The sequence below is a fragment of the Oceaniglobus sp. K40-3 genome, assembly GCF_055808395.1.
On sequence record NZ_CM147868.1, the window covers coordinates 54,887 to 75,293 of the forward strand.

18 protein-coding genes and 2 pseudogenes are annotated in these 20,407 nt (G+C 57.0%); 15 read left to right on the top strand and 5 right to left on the bottom strand.

Going from position 1 to position 20,407, the window contains the following annotated elements; genetic code table 11:
* The first annotated feature begins 1 nt into the window (after position 1).
* The 4 genes from AC0L7P_RS00320 to AC0L7P_RS00335 are packed head-to-tail and all read left to right on the top strand — an operon-like array spanning position 2 to position 3,446.
* Positions 2-1,591, top strand: coding sequence for a DUF1365 family protein (locus tag AC0L7P_RS00320; protein WP_473433996.1), 1,590 nt, complete (start codon positions 2-4; stop codon positions 1,589-1,591).
* Positions 1,584-2,321 carry an SDR family NAD(P)-dependent oxidoreductase gene (locus tag AC0L7P_RS00325; protein WP_473433997.1) on the top strand — a complete coding sequence of 246 codons (738 nt, stop codon included), beginning with the start codon at positions 1,584-1,586 and terminating at the stop codon, positions 2,319-2,321. The genes AC0L7P_RS00320 and AC0L7P_RS00325 overlap by 8 nt, the downstream gene beginning before the upstream one ends.
* 10 nt (positions 2,322-2,331) lie before the next feature.
* The gene (locus tag AC0L7P_RS00330; protein ID WP_473433998.1) at positions 2,332-3,051 is read left to right on the top strand and encodes a hypothetical protein; all 720 of its coding nucleotides are present in this window, start codon (positions 2,332-2,334) and stop codon (positions 3,049-3,051) included.
* Positions 3,048-3,446: a DUF2177 family protein gene (locus tag AC0L7P_RS00335; protein WP_473433999.1), complete on the top strand. Its 399-nt coding sequence runs from the start codon at positions 3,048-3,050 to the stop codon at positions 3,444-3,446. The genes AC0L7P_RS00330 and AC0L7P_RS00335 overlap by 4 nt, the downstream gene beginning before the upstream one ends.
* 142 nt (positions 3,447-3,588) lie before the next feature.
* On the opposite strand, the pseudogene AC0L7P_RS00340 reads toward AC0L7P_RS00335, so the two are convergent.
* Positions 3,589-4,344: pseudogene (locus AC0L7P_RS00340) on the bottom strand (IS5 family transposase).
* 109 nt (positions 4,345-4,453) lie between these two features.
* Between AC0L7P_RS00340 and AC0L7P_RS00345 the strand changes: the two are divergent.
* Together AC0L7P_RS00345 and AC0L7P_RS00350 are read left to right on the top strand one after the other, a co-directional pair.
* The gene (locus AC0L7P_RS00345) at positions 4,454-5,128 is read left to right on the top strand and encodes a YcbK family protein (protein ID WP_473434000.1); all 675 of its coding nucleotides are present in this window, start codon (positions 4,454-4,456) and stop codon (positions 5,126-5,128) included.
* Positions 5,125-5,379, top strand: a complete 255-nt coding sequence (locus tag AC0L7P_RS00350) for a hypothetical protein (protein WP_473434001.1) — start codon at positions 5,125-5,127, stop codon at positions 5,377-5,379. The genes AC0L7P_RS00345 and AC0L7P_RS00350 overlap by 4 nt, the downstream gene beginning before the upstream one ends.
* Positions 5,380-5,731: 352 nt before the next feature.
* On the opposite strand, the gene AC0L7P_RS00355 is transcribed toward AC0L7P_RS00350, so the two are convergent.
* Positions 5,732-6,472 (bottom strand): hypothetical protein, encoded by a 741-nt coding sequence (locus tag AC0L7P_RS00355; RefSeq protein ID WP_473434002.1) that lies wholly within the window; start codon positions 6,470-6,472, stop codon positions 5,732-5,734.
* A 208-nt stretch (positions 6,473-6,680) separates the two neighbouring features.
* On the opposite strand from AC0L7P_RS00355, the gene AC0L7P_RS00360 reads away from it, so the two are divergent.
* Positions 6,681-7,025, top strand: coding sequence for a MarR family winged helix-turn-helix transcriptional regulator (locus AC0L7P_RS00360; protein ID WP_473435505.1), 345 nt, complete (start codon positions 6,681-6,683; stop codon positions 7,023-7,025).
* Positions 7,022-8,143: a YHYH protein gene (locus AC0L7P_RS00365; protein ID WP_473434003.1), complete on the top strand. Its 1,122-nt coding sequence runs from the start codon at positions 7,022-7,024 to the stop codon at positions 8,141-8,143. The genes AC0L7P_RS00360 and AC0L7P_RS00365 overlap by 4 nt, the downstream gene beginning before the upstream one ends.
* A gap of 298 nt (positions 8,144-8,441) precedes the next feature.
* Here the strand turns inward: AC0L7P_RS00365 and AC0L7P_RS00370 are convergent, their stop codons facing one another.
* Together AC0L7P_RS00370 and AC0L7P_RS00375 are read right to left on the bottom strand one after the other, a co-directional pair.
* Positions 8,442-8,666, bottom strand: a complete 225-nt coding sequence (locus AC0L7P_RS00370; RefSeq protein ID WP_473434004.1) for a type II toxin-antitoxin system RelE/ParE family toxin — start codon at positions 8,664-8,666, stop codon at positions 8,442-8,444.
* Positions 8,663-8,932 (bottom strand): hypothetical protein, encoded by a 270-nt coding sequence (locus AC0L7P_RS00375; protein ID WP_473434005.1) that lies wholly within the window; start codon positions 8,930-8,932, stop codon positions 8,663-8,665. Before AC0L7P_RS00375 ends, AC0L7P_RS00370 begins: the two co-directional genes overlap by 4 nt.
* Positions 8,933-9,498: 566 nt before the next feature.
* On the opposite strand from AC0L7P_RS00375, the pseudogene AC0L7P_RS00380 reads away from it, so the two are divergent.
* The 7 genes and pseudogenes from AC0L7P_RS00380 to AC0L7P_RS00410 form a co-directional block, all read left to right on the top strand.
* Positions 9,499-9,750: pseudogene (locus AC0L7P_RS00380) on the top strand (Arm DNA-binding domain-containing protein); the annotation flags it as partial.
* Positions 9,751-9,984: 234 nt separating this feature from the next.
* Complete coding sequence (locus AC0L7P_RS00385; RefSeq protein WP_473435506.1) at positions 9,985-10,794, top strand: tyrosine-type recombinase/integrase; 810 nt, start codon at positions 9,985-9,987, stop codon at positions 10,792-10,794.
* Between the two features lie 229 nt (positions 10,795-11,023).
* Complete coding sequence (locus AC0L7P_RS00390; RefSeq protein ID WP_473434006.1) at positions 11,024-12,562, top strand: type I restriction-modification system subunit M; 1,539 nt, start codon at positions 11,024-11,026, stop codon at positions 12,560-12,562.
* Positions 12,559-13,665 (top strand): restriction endonuclease subunit S, encoded by a 1,107-nt coding sequence (locus tag AC0L7P_RS00395; protein WP_473434007.1) that lies wholly within the window; start codon positions 12,559-12,561, stop codon positions 13,663-13,665. Before AC0L7P_RS00390 ends, AC0L7P_RS00395 begins: the two co-directional genes overlap by 4 nt.
* Positions 13,666-13,735: 70 nt before the next feature.
* Positions 13,736-17,128, top strand: a complete 3,393-nt coding sequence (locus AC0L7P_RS00400) for a DEAD/DEAH box helicase family protein (protein ID WP_473434008.1) — start codon at positions 13,736-13,738, stop codon at positions 17,126-17,128.
* Between the two features lie 358 nt (positions 17,129-17,486).
* Entirely contained in the window at positions 17,487-17,846 is a 360-nt protein-coding gene (locus AC0L7P_RS00405) for a DUF262 domain-containing protein (RefSeq protein WP_473435507.1), read from the top strand.
* A complete protein-coding gene (locus AC0L7P_RS00410) occupies positions 17,764-19,233 on the top strand; it encodes an AlbA family DNA-binding domain-containing protein (protein WP_473434009.1) in 1,470 nt (489 codons plus the stop codon). Before AC0L7P_RS00405 ends, AC0L7P_RS00410 begins: the two co-directional genes overlap by 83 nt.
* A 417-nt stretch (positions 19,234-19,650) precedes the next feature.
* Here the strand turns inward: AC0L7P_RS00410 and AC0L7P_RS00415 are convergent, their stop codons facing one another.
* Complete coding sequence (locus AC0L7P_RS00415; RefSeq protein WP_473434010.1) at positions 19,651-20,241, bottom strand: hypothetical protein; 591 nt, start codon at positions 20,239-20,241, stop codon at positions 19,651-19,653.
* Positions 20,242-20,407: the final 166 nt, after the last annotated feature.

The following is a 20,407-nucleotide window of genomic DNA, read 5'->3' on the forward strand; positions in this document are numbered from 1 at the left end:
TTTGGCTGGTGATGCGGGACACGGCCCTTGTCGCCGTGATCGCCGAGGTGTCGACCCCTTCGGAGATCGCCATTCATATCTCTGCCGCACCCCGGATTTTGCGCCAATCACCAGGGAAACACGGATCAAAACGCCGAAATCGCTGCATGTCTCGCCGTTTCAGGATGTTGCGGGCGACTATGAGTTCAGCTTTGAAATATCGCCCGAACGCATTTTCATCAGCATCCTGCATCGCAATGGCCCTGAAGGCGTGATTGCCACCCTCGCCGGCCCGCGCAGGCCGATGACAAACGCGGCTCTGCTTTGGGCCAGCATCCGCCGCCCGCTGGGGGCCTTGCGCGGTATCATCCTGATCTATTGGCAAGCCCTGCGGCTGAAACTGAAAGGTGCGCGTTACCGCGCCCATCCCACCCCCGGATTCGGAGATTACCTGATGTCGTTCCTTGAAAAACGTATGAAAAGCAAGCTTCTGGAAACCTGCGGTCGCATTGGGAACGGCAGCCTGCGGTTGCGCCTGCCTGACGGGGCGGTTCATGATTTTGGTCGGGGCGATCCTGCTGCGGAAATGCAGATCAACGATTGGGCCGCGGTTCAGGCAATCGCTGCGCGGGGCAATATCGGGCTTGGCGAAACCTATGTTGCCGGCCTTTGGGATACGCCCTCGGTCGAAGACCTGATGAAGGTCGGGTTGCTGAACCTCGATCTGTTCCAGGATTATGATTATGCGAGCTTTTGGAACAACCTTCAGTTCCGCCTGATAAACCGTCTGACACGCGCCAATTCCCTGCGCGGGGCGTCGCGCAATATCCGGGCGCATTACGACGTGGGCAACGAGTTTTATCAACTCTGGCTGGATGAAAGCATGACCTATTCATCGGCCATGTTCACGGCGGGGGACGGTGATCTTGCCCGTGGCCAGAACCGGAAATACGACCGGATTCTGGACCGTCTGACCAGCGGCGAACGTGTGTTGGAGATCGGTTGTGGCTGGGGTGGCTTTGCCGCACGCGCCGCCGAAAGCGGGCGCCAGGTAACCGGTTTGACCATCTCGCCCAGCCAAAAGGGCTATGCCGACGCGCTGTTGGACGGGCGGGCCGATATCCGGCTTGAGGATTATCGCAAAAGCGCGGGACGGTTTGACAATATCGTTTCCATTGAAATGGTCGAGGCCGTCGGGCAGCGGTATTGGCCCACCTATTTTGCCACCCTCAAGGCGCGGCTGGCCGAAACCGGGGTTGCGATGATTCAGGCGATCACCGTATCGGACGCCGATTTCGACATCTATCGCCGCAGTTCCGATTACATCCGTCAATACACTTTTCCCGGCGGGATGCTTTTGTCAGATGCAATGATCGCGGATCAGGCCCGGCAAGCGGGCCTTAAGGTGCAGGGCAGCCATGCCTTTGGGCGCGATTATGCCCGGACCTGCGCCATCTGGGCCGCGCGTCTGAAAGATCAATCACACCGGATTCGCAACCTTGGCCATGACGAAGGGTTTCTGCGCAACTGGCGGTTCTACCTTGAATCCAGCGCGGCCTGCTTTGCCGTGGGTCAGACCGATGTGGTGCAGGTGGAACTGGCTCATGCCTGACCCGGAAACCATCTGGATCATCGGCGCCAGCGAAGGGATTGGCGCGGCCCTGGCCCGCGAATGGGCGGCGCGCGGCGCGCGGCTGATCCTTTCGGCGCGGTCAGCCGATCGGCTTGCCGCATTGGCCGAAAGCCTTGGCCCGGACCACATCGCGCTGCCCCTTGATGTTGCGGATCGAAAAAGCATCGGGGCGGCGGCCGAAAAGATTGCCACCCTCGGCCTGCTGGACCGGATCGTGCATCTGGCCGCGCTTTATGATCCCGGGCGCATTGCCGATGCCGACCCGGATCGCGCCGCGCAGATCGTCACGGTCAACCTCACAGGCAGTTTTCACATGGCACAGATCGCACCGCCGCTGTTGCGCCCGGGTGGTCAACTGGCGTTTTGCGGGTCTGTTGCGGGCTATATCGGACTGCCGCAAGGGCAGATCTATTCGGCCACCAAGGCGGGGGTCATCAATCTTGCCGAAACCCTGCGCGCCGAACTGACAGGGCGTGTCGATGTGCGGCTGATCTGCCCCGGTTTTGTCGATACCCAACTGACCCGGGCCAACGATTTCAACATGCCGGCGATGGTGACACCGCAATCGGCGGCCCGCGCGATCATCAAGGGGCTGAATTCGCGCCGTTTCGAGGTGCATTTTCCGCGCCGCCTGACCTGCTTGCTCAAGCTGCTGAGCGCGCTGCCCTATTGGGCGGCGCTGCCACTCATTCGCCGTTTTGTGCGCTGAAAGGACCGTCATGCATTCCAGATCCCTTGCCATAGCAGTGCTGATTGCCACACTGACATTCGCCCTGTCGCCGCTGGCCACACCCGGTTTCAACGGTTTCACACCAGATCAGTTTCCCGTCCCGCAGGTCGACCCACCGGTACAGCCTGCGGGCTATGCCTTTGCAATCTGGGGGCTGATTTACCTTTGGATGATTGCCGGTGCGGTTTTCGGGCTGTGGCGGGCGGCGAGCGATTCTGACTCGCACGCGATGCGCCTGCCGCTTTTGATCAGCCTGAGTATCGGCACGTTCTGGATTGCCGTCGCAAACGTGGCACAGATCTGGGCCACGATCATGATCGTGATAATGACTGCCACCGCGATTGTCGCCATGCTGCGGGCCGGCCAAAAACATCCCTGGCTACAGGTGAGGCCGGTGGCGGTCTATGCAGGGTGGCTCACGGCGGCGACGGGGGTGGCGATTGGTGTCGTGCTGGGCGGCTATGCAATCCTGTCGGAACAATCCGCCGCGATTTTCTGCCTTCTTGGCGTGCTGGTGGTGGCGCTGTGGGTGCAAACAGCCCGCCCCCGGGAATGGGGGTATCCTGCCGCTATCGTCTGGGCGCTGATCGGTGTGATCGTTGGCAATCTGTCTGGCGCGAACTGGCCGGTGATCGTTCTGGCGGCCGTTGGCGCCGTGGTGCTTTCGCTGCGTGCCGCCCGCTTTGCCCTGAAAGGAACCGCGTTGTGAAAATACTGGTCCTATATGCTGCAACCACGGTGATTTTCTTTGTCCTGGATGCCATCGGATTGCGCCTGCTGATCAAACCGGTGTTCGACCGCCATATCGCCCACCTCTATGCCGAACCGTTCCGCGTGATCCCCGCAGGGCTGTTCTATCTCGGATATGTCGCCGGGGTGTTGTGGTTTGTCTCGGTTCCGGCGTTGCAAAAGAATGATCCGATGGCGGCCCTGATCGGCGGCGTGCTGCTGGGGCTGATGGCTTATGGCACCTATGAATTCACCAACTATGCAACCTTGCGCGACTGGTCGATAAGCCAACTTGCCACGGATGTGCTGTGGGGGGGCGCATTGACCGGGGTTTCGGCCTGGGCAGGGCTGATGATTGCCCGTGTTCTGGAATAGCCCGCAATCAAGCCAACCTGTCACGGCTTTGCGGCACCTTGGGCACATGTGGCAAGAGGGCAATGTGAACATTCGCTGCGGTACGCATATTGGCATTGGTGCAGTCATAGAAAGCGCGACTATTTTCCCTTAGGGTCAGGCCTCATAGCCAGTAAATGACGAGTGCCGCGAGGGCGATTGCAGACAAGAATACCTTTGGGCATCTGTCGTATCTGGTCGCAACGCGTCGCCAATCTTTCAGCCTGCCGAACATGATCTCGATCCGGTTTCGGCGTTTGTAGCGTCGCACCTGTCCGTCACCGTTTTCTTCCGCTGTTTCCGACCAGGGATGCATGCGCGTATCCCTTTGTCTTTCAACGCTTCTCTGAACCAATCCGCGTCATAACCACGGTCGCCGAGCAGCCAGTCGACCCTAGGCAGGCTGCTCACGAGCGCCCGTGCGCCGATGTAATCGCTGACCTGACCGGCGGTGACGAACAGGTTGAGCGGTCGGCCTTGGCTGTCGCAGATGGCGTGCAGCTTCGTGTTCATACCGCCTTTGGTCCGGCCAATCAGGCGTCCGCGCCCCTTTTTTGACGCCCAAACTGGTCGCCGTGCGGTGTGCCTTCAGGTAGGTCGCGTCGATCATCACGGTCTTCTCTTCACGATGTTTGGCGGCTAGGCCGACCATCATCCGAGCGAAAATGCCCTTGTCGCTCCACCGCTTCCAACGGTTGTAGAGGGTCTTATGAGGCCCGTATTCTCTGGGTGCATCACGCCATCGTAAGCCGTTACGATTAATGAAGATAATACCACTCAGGACACGCCTATCATCAACGCGTGGCTTGCCGTGGGACTTGGGGAAGAAGGGCTCAAGACGCGCCATCTGCGCATCAGTTAGCCAGAAAAGATCAGACATGTTCACCGCTCGTTTTTCGAAACTGTGAATCATGCCGCCACGTCGAAATCAATGGGTCCTGACCTTGGAACCCGCCCAAGTGGCGGGTTTTTCATTTTTGGAGAACAAGATGACCACGAAACTTTACCGCCATTGGCGCGATGTGCCCAAGGATGCCTGGCGCTGGCGCAACTTTTCCCCGGCCGAGATCGCCTGCCGCGGCACCGGCAAGCTGTTGATCAATGCCTCCGCCCTCGACAAACTGCAGGCCCTGCGCGACCGGCTTGGAAAGCCACTGATCCTGCGCTCGGCCTATCGCAGCCCGGAACACAATCGCGCTGTGGGCGGCGCGGTCAGATCAAAGCACATGGAGGGGGCAGCCTTTGATATCGCCATGTCAAACCACGACCCTGTAGCTTTCAAAGCGGCTGCTCGCGCTGTCGGCTTCCTCGGGTTTGGCTTCTACCCGCACTCTGAATTTATCCATGTCGATCTTGGACCGCCCCGGCAGTGGGGCGCACGTTTCCCGGCGCGCGCGTTACCCTTCGCGGCCGAAACGCCGCCCGCGCGCGAAGTGCTGGCCGAAAGCCGCACCATGAAGGGCAGTGGCGCTGCGGGCGTGGCGACCATCGGAGCGGCCGGTGTCGAATTGGCGCAAGAGGTCCTGGCCGAAACCCAATCCGCAATCCTGCCGCTGGTGCCCTATCTCGACACCCCGCGCTGGGTGTTCATCGCCGTGGCGCTGATAGGCATCGCCGTCGCCATCCATGCCAAGATCGATGATTGGAAACGGGGCCAGCGATGATCGGCTGGATCGCTACAATCCTTGCCCGCGGTGTGGCCCGCAATGCGCTGGGCATCTTGCTGGCGGCGGTTACTATCTTCCTGTTCTTGCTCAACCTTCGCCGTGCAAGTGAACGCGCGGGGCGGCTGGCCGAGCGCCTTTCGTCATCGGAGAAAAACCATGAAATCCAACGCCGGATGCTGGACGCTGCCAGCCGTCGTCCTGCTGATCGCGATGCTCTGGCTGAGCGGCTGCGCGATGGGCAGTTCTGACGCACGGGCTCTTTGTCCGGCCATTGTGCAATACAGCAACAGAGATCAGGCCCGCACAGCAACCGAGATCGAGGCGCTGCCACAAGATGCGGTCGTTATCCGGATGCTCGGCGATTATGCCGTGATGCGCGATCAGGCTCGAGCGTGCGTATGAGGATTGGGCCAAACTCTGCCCGGTCGGAATATACGTGCATCAGATTTCTACGGCTCGAATAGCTGCACTTCGCTGCGTCTTGGTCTAACTGAAAAAGAGCGGACTTTGCGGGCGTTCGCTATATCTGCGCCAAGGACCGCTCTAAGCGCTTTTTCGTGAACCCAGTCAATTGGGAAGGCAGCCAGATTGCAGTGTGATTCACATCATCCATGGCGGCACGGCCAGCAATAGATGCGTCACTGTCGCATCTACGGCATAGAATGACCAATGTAACCCGTAGGCCCAGCGGAAGCCGTTGCGAGTGCGCAGGTAGAGATAGGGCAGCAACAGACCGAACGTCGTGGCCGCGATGGTGAACCGGGTGACGTAAAGCGCAGTCATGCCATCGAAGATCAGCAACAGATGCAAGCTGCCGAAAAGGACCGCCAACCCGACAGACATCACGCGCAGGGGCATACCGGCACGGTGGGCACCGAGGATCATGGCCGCAATAAGTATCTGCTGGAACAGAATGTCTATGGATTTAGGCACGTAATACCACACGGACGCGAACATGAACTCCGGTGGGTTCGCGGGCGCACGAACGATTGAGACGTCGGGGAGAAGCGGCAAGAGAACGGTGACGTAAAAGGCGTAGATCAGCATGATCGGCGCAAGCGCGACTACATGACCCACGATCCGCCTCGGGGTTGCGTGGAGATCCAGCACCGAGCGAAAGAGGCCCAGGGCGATACCGCTCCAAACGAGGTAAAAGACTGCAAAGAGGATCGGGGCATCGTTGTAGCCGCTATTCAGCGACAAGGCGTCCACCAGCGCGTAGTAGCACCAGCTCGATGCGATCCACAGGATTGCGACGGTCGCCGAGATCACGGCGACTTCGGTATATCGTGACCTGGGCAATCCGACCCGTTTCTCGATCGCCTGGCTGGAATGTGTCATGGCGTACCCTCCCGCGTTTCATCGACCCGCAAAAGGTCCTTGCGTTCAGTCATTAGTTAGCATACGAACTGTTCGCATGACAACTCACAAATTCAAACTTCATCTCCTTCTTCATTCCGCTGCCCTTGTGGAAGATGAATTGCGTCAGCGTTTGGCCAGGATAGACGTTCTGCCGCGTCAGGCACGAACGCTTGATGCTCTTGCGCGGATGGAACCGGCCTCTCAGGTCCGCCTCGCCCAAGAGTTTGGTGTCGCTCCGTCCAGCATGAGCACAATGACCGCCCGCCTGATCGAGGCCGGGTTCATCACGCGCGAAACCGACCCCAAGGAAGCCCGCGCCCATGTTTTGCGGCTCACAGATCGCGGACGTGGGCTGTTGGCAGACATTCACGCCGCATGGCGCGACATCGACCAATTCATTGAAGAGCGCATCGGCGCTGAAAACGCGGCTCACCTTGCCGATCTTACCCGCGCCTTGCGCGACCGCCTCGGCGGGCATGTGCCCGGCACGGCTGCACCCAAGACACCTTCAGAACTGGAAACCGGCACATGAAACTTTCCCGAATGATCCTCGCAACCCCAATGCTACTCGTTCCGAGTCTGGCTCTGGCTCACCCGGACGTTACGCAATTTGAGCAGACAGCATTTCTGCAAGAGCCCGCAACGGTCGAATGCACACTCCAGGACGGCACCGAAGCGCAATGCTATGAGTTTGCCGTTGCCTACAAGCCCGAGACGCTGGAGATTGGTCCGTTCTGCCCGACCAACCTCGACGAGACTGGTGGCATCTGGGACTGGGACGGCGAGAATGCCGGGGTTTACCAGCTTGATCGTGCGTTCTTCGAGATGCTGGCCGCGCAGGGCTACCAGTTCTACGACGAGAATGGCGATATCGCCATCAGCGATCCCGGTTCGGGCCAGCGCCCCGATGCGGACCACACCTGCCTGATGGCCTCGCAGGACGACAGCGTCGTCATCACGATGCGCCTGCCTGTTGATCCGGTGATGGCGGAGAGGCCGACCGATCTTGGCACCGTGGCAACGGTCGGTGTCGCGCTGGACGGCGTCCCGATCTTCGCAGATGCGCCTTCGGTTCTGGTGACCGGGCAAATGCCCGCGCTGGACGTCTGCGGCGGTCATATCGACCCGGGCGGTTGGTATCACTGGCACGCCACAGCCACCGACATCGACACGCCGCTTGAAGCCGCCGGTGTCGCCGCCGATTGCGCCCTGACGCAAGACGCAAGCGCGCAGTTCGGTTATGCCTTCGACGGCTTTGCCATGTTCGGCAGTCTTGAGGCGGACGGCACCGCCCCCGAAGGACTTGACGCTTGTGGCGGTCATATCGGCATGATCGACGGGGTCGAAACCTATCACTACCACGCCTCCGAAGGTTTCCCGAATCTGCCCAAGTGCCTTGTTGGCGTGGTGGCGCAGGACAACTTTGCCACCACCGCTGCGACGGGCATAGGAGCTGACCGGCAGGGTGGTGGCGGGATGCAACCGAACTTCGACGCCACCGCCGAGACGTTGGGCATCAGCGTGGAAACGTTGATACAGACGTTGAATGATGCGGGCGGGCGCACCGCCGACTTGGCCGAAGTCGCAGAAATCCTTGGCGTCGACGAAGACGCGCTGCGTGCGGCAATGCCTTCACCTCCGGGCCAATAAGTCGAGGAAAGCCAAAAGGTCGGCCAGCCGCAGCATGACTGCAAGCGCCTTCCTGACCCTTGCCCAAAACATCGGGCCAAAGTTGACGAACCTCCGGCACTTTTTGCCAGACCAGGAGACCAGGCATTCGTCGACAGCGCAGCATCCGTCACTCTGCGCTCGCTGCTGCCGTTAGCTGCGCCGTCCACGAGAGTCCGGTCTAGGCCAAGACTGTCAACGGACGCGCGCGCTGCTATGCATGGCCCAATCGGCACCGCCATAGGTGACAGCGTAAATCAGAACCTGCCTTTGGTCATCATCAACTACAAAGGCAATCACGGCCTGCCGGAATGGCCCGCAGACCAGGGGCGATCTCATCACGCAGGCTCCCCTTGTGCGGCGTGGCCTTCAACGTGGCGATGGCCGCCTCAATCTCGCCCAGCTTTCGGGCGGCCGCATCGGGCCCCACATAGTCGAGGATCCAGTGCGCGATGGCATCAAGGTCACGCGCGACAAGTGGATGGAACCGGATGCGGTAATTCACGCGCCCTGCGCTGTCCCGATGGTGGCACGGGCAGCTGCAAACGCATCGTCCTGGTCGATGAACGCCGAACGCGGCGTTTCCATCCGGGCGCGGATTTCCTGCGTGAGGGCAGCGAGGGCCACGTCACGTTCCTGCTCATCCTGCATCATCTGTTCAAGCGCGGCCGCGACTGCAGCACTCTGTGTGGCGAACACGCCCTGACCCACCTTTTCCGCGAGGAAGTGGTGATGTCGGTCGGTAAAGCTGAGAGTGGTTTTGACGGTCATCTACGCCTCCATGGTATGACTGAGTCATATACCAGTTACAGGCGATGGCTTCAACGCTGGCGGAAGGGTCGTTTTCGCATCCTCTGCGCGTGCGACTCGCCAAACGTTGACATGGCGTTGACACGTTTTGCGCAAGCAAAAGCCCGACTGATTAGGTCGGGCTTTAAGCATTTGATTTGGCGTAGTTTTTTGGTTGCGGGAGTAGGATTTGAACCTACGACCTTCAGGTTATGAGCCTAAGAAATGGGATTCCCTAAGATATTGAAAACATATGGCTTTCCTCCCAACCTCTTGATTGTAAAAGCTGACTTGTCTGCACTCAACCGCACAGGATTGCACCGCGCCGGGTGAATATGCGTTGAAATGGCGCGCTGACCGTGACTGGGTCGTGACTGGGATTCTGGCCGCGCATCTCCCCATCTTCACTCGTCTGTGGCCATATCGTGCGGCGTAACCCATCGAAACGATTGCGCCGTGTTCGGGCGTTCCCTGACTTGGCGCCGCATCATGCCTGGCTGCATCCTCACCGCAACGTCGGATTACCGACTTGAACCGGCTTCAAACCAATGAAGCATGGTGGTGTTGAAAAGGAGAGCGGTTTGGCACAGCGTGTTCTGTTAACTGAAAAAGTGGTGCGGGGGGCCGATTCGATTGGCCGGGTCTTTCATGTGTTTGACGAGCAGGTGGTCGGCCTGTGTTTGAAGGTGCAGGCATCCGGCGCCAAGTCTTTTGCCATGGATTACTTCGTGTCTGGACGGCGGCGGCGGCTGACCATAGGTCGCTGGCCTGAATGGTCGGTAAAGCAGGCGCGGGAACGGGCGCGCGAGTTCCGGCGCCTGGTTGAGGTCGGTGTCGATCCTGCGCTGGAGCGGGATGAGGCGCGAACGGCACCACGGATCGCCGATCTTGCCGCTCGATATCTGGAGGAACATGCGGCGCATCTTGCACCGCGCAATACCGCAGACCAAGAATCGATGATGCGCAAGCTGATTTTGCCTCATTGGTCAAAGCGGCTTGTCACCGAGATTGAGCCTTTTGACGTTGATCGGCTGTTGACGCTGATTGCCGAAGGTCGCGCTCGCCCCGCCAAAGAACGGCCCAAAACCCGGCGTGGCGCCCTGAAGCCAGCCAAGCCGACGCCGATCCGTGCCAACCGGGTTGGTGAGGTGTTGCGCAAGATGTTCAATCTGTCGGTTGTCTGGAAAATGCGCACTGACAACCCCGCCGAGGGGTTTCGGCGCCGCATGGAAACTGAACGTGAACGTTTTCTTTCAGCCAGCGAAATATCGCGGCTGGGTGATGCCTTGCTTGCCGCTGAAGATCAACGTTCCGCAGGTGTGATCCGTCTGTGCATGTTGACCGGCGCGCGGCTTGGTGAGGTTCGGACCGCCCAGTTCGATCAGTTCGATCTCGAAAGGCTTGTGTGGTCAAAGCCTGCGGCCAACACCAAACAGCGCCGGATCCACCGCGTGCCAATTTCCGGCGACGTCGCGGTGCTTGTGCGGCAGCGACGGGCGGCGGTGCCGCGCGGCTCGGTCTGGCTGTTTCCTGGCGATGCCGAAAATCCGGACGGCACACTAAAGGATCAGCCGGTCCAAGACATTCGCCGGTTCTGGTCAACCATCCAGAACGAGGCCGGGCTGCGCAACGTTCGCGTCCACGATCTGCGGCACACCTTCGCTTCCCTGTTGGTTAGCGGCGGCGCGTCTCTCGAAATGATTGGCAAGCTGCTTGGACACACGCAAATGCGAACGACACAGCGGTATGCCCATTTAGCAGACAATCCCTTGCGGGCCGGTGTGGATGCGGTGGCTGCTGCGATGCGGGTTCGGCCGCGCGTTGTTGGTGGCAGCGATAACTGACCTGGTACCACGGGTACAATGTGGCCGATTACAAATTGAACGACACGATCAGCTCATTGCAGACCTTGACCTTATCATCGGGATGCAGCAGTGCGGGCCACCGAGAGAGACATTGGCAATAGGGCGCAGCATGATAGCCAGATAAGCCCAATTCAAAACACCCCCCGCGCATTGCCTTTCCTCGGGAACCCAGACTATCATTTGCGAATGAAAAAACAGGCGTTTACCCATGATAACAGGCTCCATCCGTTCGCAAATCGACCAAATCTGGAATGCATTTTGGTCTGGCGGCGTCTCAAACCCGCTTTCGGTTATCGAACAGCTCACCTTTTTGCTGTTCATCAAGCGCCTGGATGACCTGCATACGGTTGAGGAACGCAAATCCGAAGACCTTGGCATTCCGATGCAGCGCCGCATTTTGCCTGATGGCGCGGACGACAAGGGCGAGCCCTACGACAACCTGCGCTGGTCCCGCTTCAAGAACTTCGAGGCGCGCGAGATGATGCGCATCGTGGATGAGCATGTCTTCCCCTTTCTGCGCCAGATGGGCGAAGAAGGATCGTCTTATGGCACCCATATGAAGGACGCGCGGCTGGGGTTTTCAAACCCGAACCTGCTCGCCAAGGTTGTGCAGATGCTCGACGACATCCCAATGGAGGGCCGCGACACCAAGGGCGATGTGTTTGAATACATGTTGGGCAAGATCGCCAGCGCGGGCCAGAATGGCCAGTTCCGCACGCCGCGCCATATCATCAAGCTGATGGTCAACCTCATGGCGCCGACCCCGCAAGATACCATCTGCGATCCGGCCGTGGGCACCTGCGGCTTCCTTGTGGCTGCGGGCGAATACCTGCGTGATCATCACCCGAAGATGCTGCGCGACAAGGAACAGCGCGACCATTTCCACAACGACATGTTCCACGGCTTTGACTTCGACAGCACCATGCTGCGGATCGGCGCGATGAACATGACGCTGCACGGCGTGGAAAACCCTGATGTCTCCTACCGCGACAGCCTCGCCGAGGAACACGGCGCGGATGAAGGCCGCTATTCCCTGATCCTTGCCAACCCGCCCTTTGCCGGATCGCTGGATTATGACACCACGTCCAAAGACCTGCTGAAGATCGTCAAAACCAAAAAGACCGAACTGCTGTTTATGGCGCTGTTCCTGCGCCTCATGCGCACCGGTGGGCGGGCGGCGGTGGTTGTGCCCGATGGGGTGCTGTTTGGCTCCTCCAAGGCGCATAAAGACATCCGCAAGATGCTGGTCGAGGATCACAAGCTGGATGCGATCATCAAAATGCCCTCGGGCGTGTTCCGCCCCTATGCCGGTGTGTCCTGCGCCATCGTGGTGTTCACCAAGACCGGCGTGGGCGGCACCGGCGATGTGTGGTTCTATGACATGACCGCCGACGGCATGAGCCTTGATGACAAGCGCACGCCGCTGTTGGACGAGGCCAAGCTCGGCCCAGTGCCCGAGATGCCGCTGACCGGGGACGAGCACGCCAGGAACAACCTGCCCGATATCCTGACCCGCTGGCAGGCACTGGAGGGGGAAACCGACCGCCCCCGCACCGCGCAAAGCTTTATGGTGCCAGCGTCTGAGATTATCGCCACCGGATCATGGGATCTGTCGCTGAACCGCTACAAAGAGATCGAGCATGAAGAGGTAGAGCACCAATCCCCCGCCGAGATCATCGCAGAACTGCGCGCGCTGGAGGGCGAGATTGCCGAGGGGCTGAATCGGTTGGAGGGGATGTTGGGATGATTTGGCCAACCGTTGCGCTTGGTGACATCTGCAAGCCAAAACAGCACAAAACTATCCCTTCAAGCGAACTGCTTGAGGAGGGATTTGTGGTATATGGTGCGAATGGCCCCATCGGCTTTTATTCGGATTTTACACACGATAGAACGACGATTGCAGTGACGTGTCGCGGTGCGACGTGTGGAACCATAAATGTCGTTCCACCCCGGTCCTATATAACCGGAAACGCGATGGCGCTGGACGATCTGAATGAGGATAAAGTCGATCTCCGTTTCCTTAGATATGCCTTGGAACATAAAGGCTTCACCTCTGTCATAAACGGCGCGGCGCAGCCACAGATCACACGAGCACCGCTGCTCACATACACAATCCCCCTCCCGCCGCTGGAGGAGCAGAAGCGGATTGCGGGGATATTGGATCAGGCGGACGCGCTCCGCCGCCTCCGCACCCGCGCCCTCGCCAAACTCAACACCCTCGGACAGGCGATCTTTCATGAGATGTTTGGGGATGTGCCTGACGAAAGCGTTAAAAAGCTGGCAGATGTAGCTGAACTAATCAACGGAGACCGCTCCTCAAATTACCCAAGCGGGGATGACTTGAAGGACAGTGGTGTTTTGTTCCTAAGCACTAAGAATATTCGCGACTGGCGGCTTGTGTTGGACAAAGTTTTGCACATCACAGAGGAAAAGTTCGCCTCGCTTTCTCGCGGTAAATTGCAGCGCGGCGATCTTGTCATCACCCTTCGGGGAACTCTGGGTCAAGCTGCGATCTTTGACTGTGAATTCGAGACTGGATTCATCAATGCTCAGATGATGATTATACGACCGAAAGACGGTATATCATCCCAATATTTGTTGGATTTCCTTTCTCTGGATAGCACCCAACATGAGTTGAATAAGGGTCAATCAGGTTCCGCAGTTAAACAATTAACAGCAAAGCAAGTTGGTGAGCTGCCCGTTGTAATTCCGTCTAAGCATCAGCAATTTGAATATGGTGCCAGAATAGCGGCACATCAGAAATCACGACTTGCTTCCAAAACACACCTTCAAGCTTGTGAAACTCTCTTCGCCTCCCTCCAACACCGCGCCTTTCGCGGGGAACTTTGACCTCGCTTCACTCAGAGGTTGAGAAAACGAATACCCCGGCCTAACCTCCTGCAAGCTCAGGAATTTCGCAATGACCCAATTCGCCTTTCTCGCCGCTGATTTCGCCGATCTGAAACAACACGCCGAAAAGGCGGAAAAGCTGGCCCTGTCCGATCCGCGCGGGGCGTGCTTCTGGTCGCGCCTCACGCTTGAAACAGCACTCAAATGGCTCTATCGCCGCGACCCAGCCCTGCGCCACCCCTATGAGCGTACGCTGGCCGCGCTGATTGCCGAACCCAGCCTTGAGGCGCTGACCGGCCCCGCCATCACCACCAAGGCGCGCTATATCAAGGATCAGGGCAACCGCGCCGCCCACGACAGCGGCAAGCCCCTGACACCGCAAGATGCCGCCGCCACGGTGCGCGAGCTGTTCCACGTCTGTTATTGGATCGCCCGCACCTATGCGACCGATACCAAGCCGGACCCGGCGCTGTCCTTTGACATCGGCAAGCTGGAAAAATCCCTGACCATCAGCGCCAGCACGGTCGCACAAATCCAAAAGATCGAGGGCGAGGTCAAAGCCGCCAACAAACGCGCCGATGAGGCCGAAGCCGCACGCCGCACCACCGAGGACGGGTTGAAGGCCGTCGAGACCGAGCTTGCCGCCGCCCGCGCCGAAATCGCAGCGATCCGCAAGGCCAACCAGAAGATCCCCGACGATCACGATTATTCCGAGGCCGAGACCCGCGACAGTTTCATCGACCTGCTGCTGACCGAGGCAGGCTGGCCGCTGGACCACCCCCGCGACCGCGAGTTTCCGGTGAAGGGAATGCCGAACCAGAGCGGTGAGGGCTTTGTCGATTACGTGCTCTGGGGCGATGACGGCAAACCCCTGGCGCTGGTCGAGGCCAAACGCACGAGAAAAGACAGCCGCACCGGCCAACAGCAGGCCAAGCTTTATGCCGATTGCCTTGAGAAGGTCTATGGACGACGGCCTGTCATATTCACAACCAACGGCTATGAGCATTGGATCTGGGACGACGTCGCCTATCCGCCGCGCAAAATATCGGGCTTCTTGAAAAAAGACGAGTTGCAGTTGTTGCATCAGCGGCGTCTCAACGTCCGGCCGTTGGCCAAGGTTGATCTGGATCCGGAAATAGCAGGCCGATATTACCAACAGCGCGCCATCCGTCGGGTGGGCGAGGCATTCGAAAAATACCGGCAACGCAAAGCCTTGCTGGTCATGGCGACTGGCAGCGGCAAGACCCGGACCGTTATTGCACTGATCGACCAGCTGATGCGGGCCAACCGTGTGAAGCGCGTTCTGTTCCTTGCGGATCGGATTGCGTTGGTCAAACAAGCGCACGGCGTGTTCAAGGCGCAAATGGGCGCTACGCCGAGTGCGAACCTGCTCGAGCGGCATGATCCCAAGAAGAACGACCACGCTGGCGCGCGTGTCTATTTGTCGACCTACCCGACCATGATGGGCCTGATCGAAGAGATGAAGGGCGGCGTAAAACGCTTTGGCCCTGGGCATTTCGATTTGATCGTCATCGATGAAGCTCACCGTTCGGTTTACAGAAAATACCGCGCGATCTTCGAATACTTTGATTGCCTGCTTGTTGGTCTGACAGCCACGCCTCGGGACGAAATCGACAAGGACACCTATTCATTGTTTGGGTTGGAAAAGGGTGTTCCCACCGATTCCTACGATCTGGACGATGCTGTGTCGGACGGGTTTCTTGTTCCGCCGACCACGATCTCAGTTCCTTTGAAGTTTCAAAGAGACGGGATTGATTATGATCAGTTGACGGAAGAAGAGAAGGAAGAATGGGACGCACTTGAGTGGGACGAGGACGGCAACGTGCCCGACCGCGTTGAGAGCGCTGAGCTGAACAAATGGCTGTTCAACAAGAACACCGTCGACAAGGTGCTCGAGCACCTGATGCGGAACGGCATAAAAGTTGCGGGTGGCGACCGCCTGGGGAAAACGATTGTATTTGCGAAGAATAGCAAACATGCGCAATTCATCGTTGATCGCTTCAACGTCAACTATCCCTATTTGCTGGATTTTTGCCGCCTGATTGACTATTCCGTTTCCTATGCTCAGTCGCTGATCGATGACTTTTCGGAATCTGAAAAGATGCCGCAAATTGCGGTTTCTGTGGACATGTTGGACACCGGAATCGATATCCCCGAAGTCGTGAACCTCGTCTTTTTCAAGATTGTCAGGTCGAAAACTAAATTTTGGCAGATGGTCGGGCGGGGAACGCGATTGCGCCCTGATCTGTTCGGTCCAAACGAGGACAAGCAGGAGTTTATCATTTTTGACTTCTGTCAGAACTTGGAATTCTTCAAGGAGAACCCCAACGTCACCGACGGACAAGCTGCCAAGCCAATCGGTGAGCGATTGTTCATTACCCGCGTCGACCTGATCGACGCTCTTCAAGACAGTGACGACACACATGCAGACCTGATTCTAGAAACAAAGAAGCGTTTACATGATGAGGTTCTGGGTATGCCCATTGAGAATTTCATTGTTCGCGCAAAGCGCAGAAGCGTCGAGAGATTTCAGAAAGGGGACAACTGGAACGACCTAGATCTCGAAGCACGCCTGGCATTGATTGAGGACGTGGCTGGCCTTCCATCTGCCTTTGATGACGGCGCGTTGCCCGCCAAACAATTTGACCTGCTGATCCTGAATGCTCAGTTGCAACTCTTGAAGCAAGAAGGCGGCTTTGGCAGGCTTCAGCTGCGGATTATTCAGTTCGCCTCAGCTCTTGAACTGTTGCCCAACGTCCCGTTAGTGGGGAAGGAAATGGAGCTGATCCTCGACATTCAAACAGATGAATTCTGGGCGGAAATTACGCCTGAAATTCTGGAAAACGTACGACGACGACTGCGCGACCTGGTTGGTCTGATCAAGCCCAAGGAGCGGAACATTGTTATTACCGATTTTGAGGACGAAATTGGTGCTGGCGACGAAGTGAAAATGCCAGACGTTGGTAGCGGCGTAGATAAAGCGCGCTTTAAAATGAAGATGCGCCGCTTTGTCGAAGAATACCGCGATCATATCACCCTGATTAAGGTCCGACGTGGAGAGCCTCTCACCAAACAGGATCTCGGCGAACTTGAGGCGATTTTGCGCGACCAGAGGGTAGCTGATGAAGGGCAGCTCAATCAACTAAAGCAAGATGGTGGTCTTGGGTTATTTTTAAGATCACTGACTGGGTTGGACAAATCAACGGCGAAAGACGCGTTTAGCGATTTTGTGGTCCAGCATCAATTGACCGGCGATCAAACGGAATTCTTAGACCTTGTGATCGACAGCCTTGCAGAAAGTGGGTTTATTGCGCCAGAAACGTTTTACGAGAGTCCTTTCACAGACATGGATGACTTGGGGATTGCTGGTGTGTTTGACCGAAATCAGGCGCGCGAAATAATTCAGATTGTACGAACCCTGAATGCGTCGGTCGCGGCTTGAAGATGGTCCAAGCGACCACGCGAGTTCCTCAGCACGGCGGTTTGGCGATCAAGTTTTCTGCGCCGCTCTCAGTTTTCAAGTCTGAGTTGGCTGCAACGCAGCGATGAGCTAGGTCGTAATTGCGGCTTTCGGCCCAGAGCCGACCTTGGGTCAGTTGACCAAGATGCTGCGGTCGCAGCCCGCACAGCAGGCATCCGCACCGATAGGGTGTTGTATGATTTGTGCTCCAATTTCGGGAATCCGACTTCACCTACAATTAATGCGTTGAACTTCCGAGTAGTTCACCTCATCGTCCGGCCAAGCAGGTGTGATGGAGGCGAACTTGGGAGTATCACCTAAAGGTCTAAGTATTCAGACGATGTACCGTGACTATCGTGACGGTCGCTTGATTGTGAACAGGCAATATCAAAGAAAACTGGTGTGGACTGTCTCTGAGAAAGTGAAGCTGATCGACAGCATTATGCTCAACTACCCCATCCCACTGATACTACTTGCGGAGAAAACAACCGTTGATGGTGCGACAGCGCCTACGCTTGAGATCATTGACGGAATGCAGCGACTAAACGCCATTTTTAGCTTCATTGAGCACGGCTTTGAAGTCGATGGGAAATGTTTCGACTTGGACGAACTACCACATGACTCGCCAAGCTTGCGAACAAGGTCTTTTTCTGTCGTTTGGCGAAGATATCGAAAGAATATCACCCGAAGCATGCGCTGATTTTTTGGACTATCAATTAGCCGTCACTGCTTTCTCCGGGGAAGATGAAGCTCGGATCACAGATATTTTCGGTCGGATCAATTCCGGAGGGAAGCAGCTGAGCGACCAAGAGCGGCGTCAAGCGGGTGTTCTCACGCCTTTTGCAAATATGGTTCGCGAAGTATCGGCGGAGCTGAGGGGGGATGTCTCTAAGGAGCAACTGACCCTGTACGAGATGCCCGAAATTAGCATCGAAACTCAAAAAAATCCGCATGGCTACAAATTGAAAGCTGAAGATATTTTCTGGTGTCGGCAAGGAATTATGCGCACAAATGAATTGCGCGATAGCGACGATGAGGAAATGATGATCGACGTCTGTGCATCAATACTTAATGGGAGTCCGGTCGACGGTTCACGAGCATATCGGGACGGATTGTATGCTGCAGGGAGCGATAGCGCGAAAGAAATTAACAAGAAACTATATGCCTACGGAACAGAAAAGCTCCAAACCGAGGTGAAGCTCGTATTTTCAGCGCTCCGTGCTGTCGTCGAGGGCAGTAGCGAAGCCGCAAACCACTTCCGAACGACGGTTTATGCCACTCCAACATCAAACTCGCAAAAATCACCATTCTATGCGGTATTCATGGCGTTTTTCGATCTCATCGTCAAAGAGGGAAAATACCCTGATTTATACGTGGAGTTAATGGATGACCTTGCAAATATTGCTCAGAAAATCTCTGTAGGTCAGAAGCAGACCAAGGCAAAAGACCGCAAAACCAATGTAAACCACGTCAAAGGGCTTATACGCGATCGGTTCGTCGCATCCGATGTGGCGTCTTTTTCACATGGCCCAGGGCTCATTCTTGAGTTCGAAAATTCAATCGCAAGATCGAAAACTGAAACGTCTCGTTATGAGTTCAAGCAAGGTATCTTGCGCTTGGACGATGAGCGAGGTGAAGACCCAAATATTTTCAAGGTAATGCTTGAGACGATTTGTGGCATCGCAAATTTGGGTCCGGCTGCCGATGGCTATCTCTACGTTGGTATTGCGGATAGAGACGAGCATGCAAAGCGGATCACGGCTCTCGATGCCGTGGAGCCGTTGAGGGTGCGCCACGTGAACGTCGTCGGTGTCGAGCGTGAAGCGAAATTGCTTGGCATCGAGATGGACGCCTACCAGAAAAAATTTGAAGACTTCATATCTAACTCTGACCTTTCAGAGCCGTTGAAAAACGATGTTTCCACTTGCATCGACACGGTGACCTACAAGGAGCTCGAGATTATGCGCATTCGAATTCCCGCTCAGAAAACTATGAGCTTTGTGGGCGATCACGCGTTCTATCGGGTCGGATCGTCTACAAAAAAAGCTACAGGGCCCGAGATTGCAGCTTTGGCGAACAAATTCTAAGGATTTTTCGGTAGGCACTCATCTACTGCTATCAGTTTACAACGAGTAAAATGCTTAGAATGACGCATAAGCCCTTGTATCTGAAATTTGTAGGCGTCTGGCTATCATGAATGTCAGCTTTCGACCAATAGATTGATTACCGTTCGCGCCCGCGGCGAAAGTCCGCTCCCCGCCCTACGTGAATGGTCACACTCTGAGAGCAAGTTGCGCTAAATATGCGCGGTTTGGGTCACGAGCAGCCGGTTTACATGTTGCTCAAGAACGAAGCCGATGGACCGCTATCGCGCAGGGAGCTTTTGTAAAACCGAAGAGATTCCAACCTTCAGGCGTCAGAAGTCGGGCGTTTAGGCCCATCATCTGACAGGTTCTTCCTGATGCGGGCCCGGTGTTCGATCATCGACTTCGCCCTCTTGCGGATCACTCACGCAACTGATGCCAGAGCGGCGAGAGCCTTTTGCGGATGACGCTGTCGCTCGGGACGGCGCTGCCCTGGCCTTCGAACCAGTTCGCACCGACGTCGGTGAATTCTCGCAGCGTGGCAGGGGCGCCGTCCTTATGGACGTGAATCGTGATCGCGCGCCAGAATGAGTCCCAGTCATAGCCTGTCGGCCTTCCTCCGAGATTTCGGAGCGGTGCTGGCGGGTGCATGCTTTGCTTTGCCTCCACGGATCGCACCTGGTGGCCTTCTACCACGAGGTCTTGAAAATCGACCGCGAGACTTTGCTTTTCATCGTTGATGAGGCACCATTCGCTGGATTGCGGAAGCCTGATCGTGGTCACTGGCATCCTGGTTGGCCCGCTTTTGTCATTCCTGAACATCGGCAACAGCTCGGGGATGTAAAGTTCCACCATCCCTTGCAGGTAGCCCTTGTCGGTCTCGATCCGTCCGATCCCGGTGATGATTGAAATTTTGTCATCAATGGCGAGTCCTGCAAGTTCAGAAATGTTAAGCCGCCACCTGGCGCTCAGCTCGGTGATGGTGAAAAACGAGGTCGCGGTCTGTATCATGTGTCATTCCTGTTCCGTGCGGTTCATGCCTTTTGATTTGGAGGAGGCATTTTTTCCACTACTCTGCTCTGGCGTGTCTTTCTTTTGGTTCGGGCGATATTGGTCACGTTGAGCCCGGTTGAGTCTTGAAACTTCAGAATTTCGCAGCGCCCAAAGTTAACCCATT

Bases quoted from the DNA above. Each gene is read 5' to 3' on its own strand.
- AC0L7P_RS00325 (WP_473433997.1), top strand. From the start codon at position 1,584: ATGCCTGACCCGGAAACCATCTGGATCATCGGCGCCAGCGAAGGGATT.
- AC0L7P_RS00330 (WP_473433998.1), top strand. From the start codon at position 2,332: ATGCATTCCAGATCCCTTGCCATAGCAGTGCTGATTGCCACACTGACA.
- AC0L7P_RS00345 (WP_473434000.1), top strand. From the start codon at position 4,454: ATGACCACGAAACTTTACCGCCATTGGCGCGATGTGCCCAAGGATGCC.
- AC0L7P_RS00350 (WP_473434001.1), top strand. From the start codon at position 5,125: ATGATCGGCTGGATCGCTACAATCCTTGCCCGCGGTGTGGCCCGCAAT.
- AC0L7P_RS00355 (WP_473434002.1), bottom strand. From the start codon at position 6,472: ATGACACATTCCAGCCAGGCGATCGAGAAACGGGTCGGATTGCCCAGG.
- AC0L7P_RS00360 (WP_473435505.1), top strand. From the start codon at position 6,681: ATGGAACCGGCCTCTCAGGTCCGCCTCGCCCAAGAGTTTGGTGTCGCT.
- AC0L7P_RS00365 (WP_473434003.1), top strand. From the start codon at position 7,022: ATGAAACTTTCCCGAATGATCCTCGCAACCCCAATGCTACTCGTTCCG.
- AC0L7P_RS00375 (WP_473434005.1), bottom strand. From the start codon at position 8,932: ATGACCGTCAAAACCACTCTCAGCTTTACCGACCGACATCACCACTTC.
- AC0L7P_RS00390 (WP_473434006.1), top strand. From the start codon at position 11,024: ATGATAACAGGCTCCATCCGTTCGCAAATCGACCAAATCTGGAATGCA.
- AC0L7P_RS00395 (WP_473434007.1), top strand. From the start codon at position 12,559: ATGATTTGGCCAACCGTTGCGCTTGGTGACATCTGCAAGCCAAAACAG.
- AC0L7P_RS00400 (WP_473434008.1), top strand. From the start codon at position 13,736: ATGACCCAATTCGCCTTTCTCGCCGCTGATTTCGCCGATCTGAAACAA.
- AC0L7P_RS00405 (WP_473435507.1), top strand. From the start codon at position 17,487: ATGTACCGTGACTATCGTGACGGTCGCTTGATTGTGAACAGGCAATAT.
- AC0L7P_RS00410 (WP_473434009.1), top strand. From the start codon at position 17,764: ATGACTCGCCAAGCTTGCGAACAAGGTCTTTTTCTGTCGTTTGGCGAA.
- AC0L7P_RS00415 (WP_473434010.1), bottom strand. From the start codon at position 20,241: ATGATACAGACCGCGACCTCGTTTTTCACCATCACCGAGCTGAGCGCC.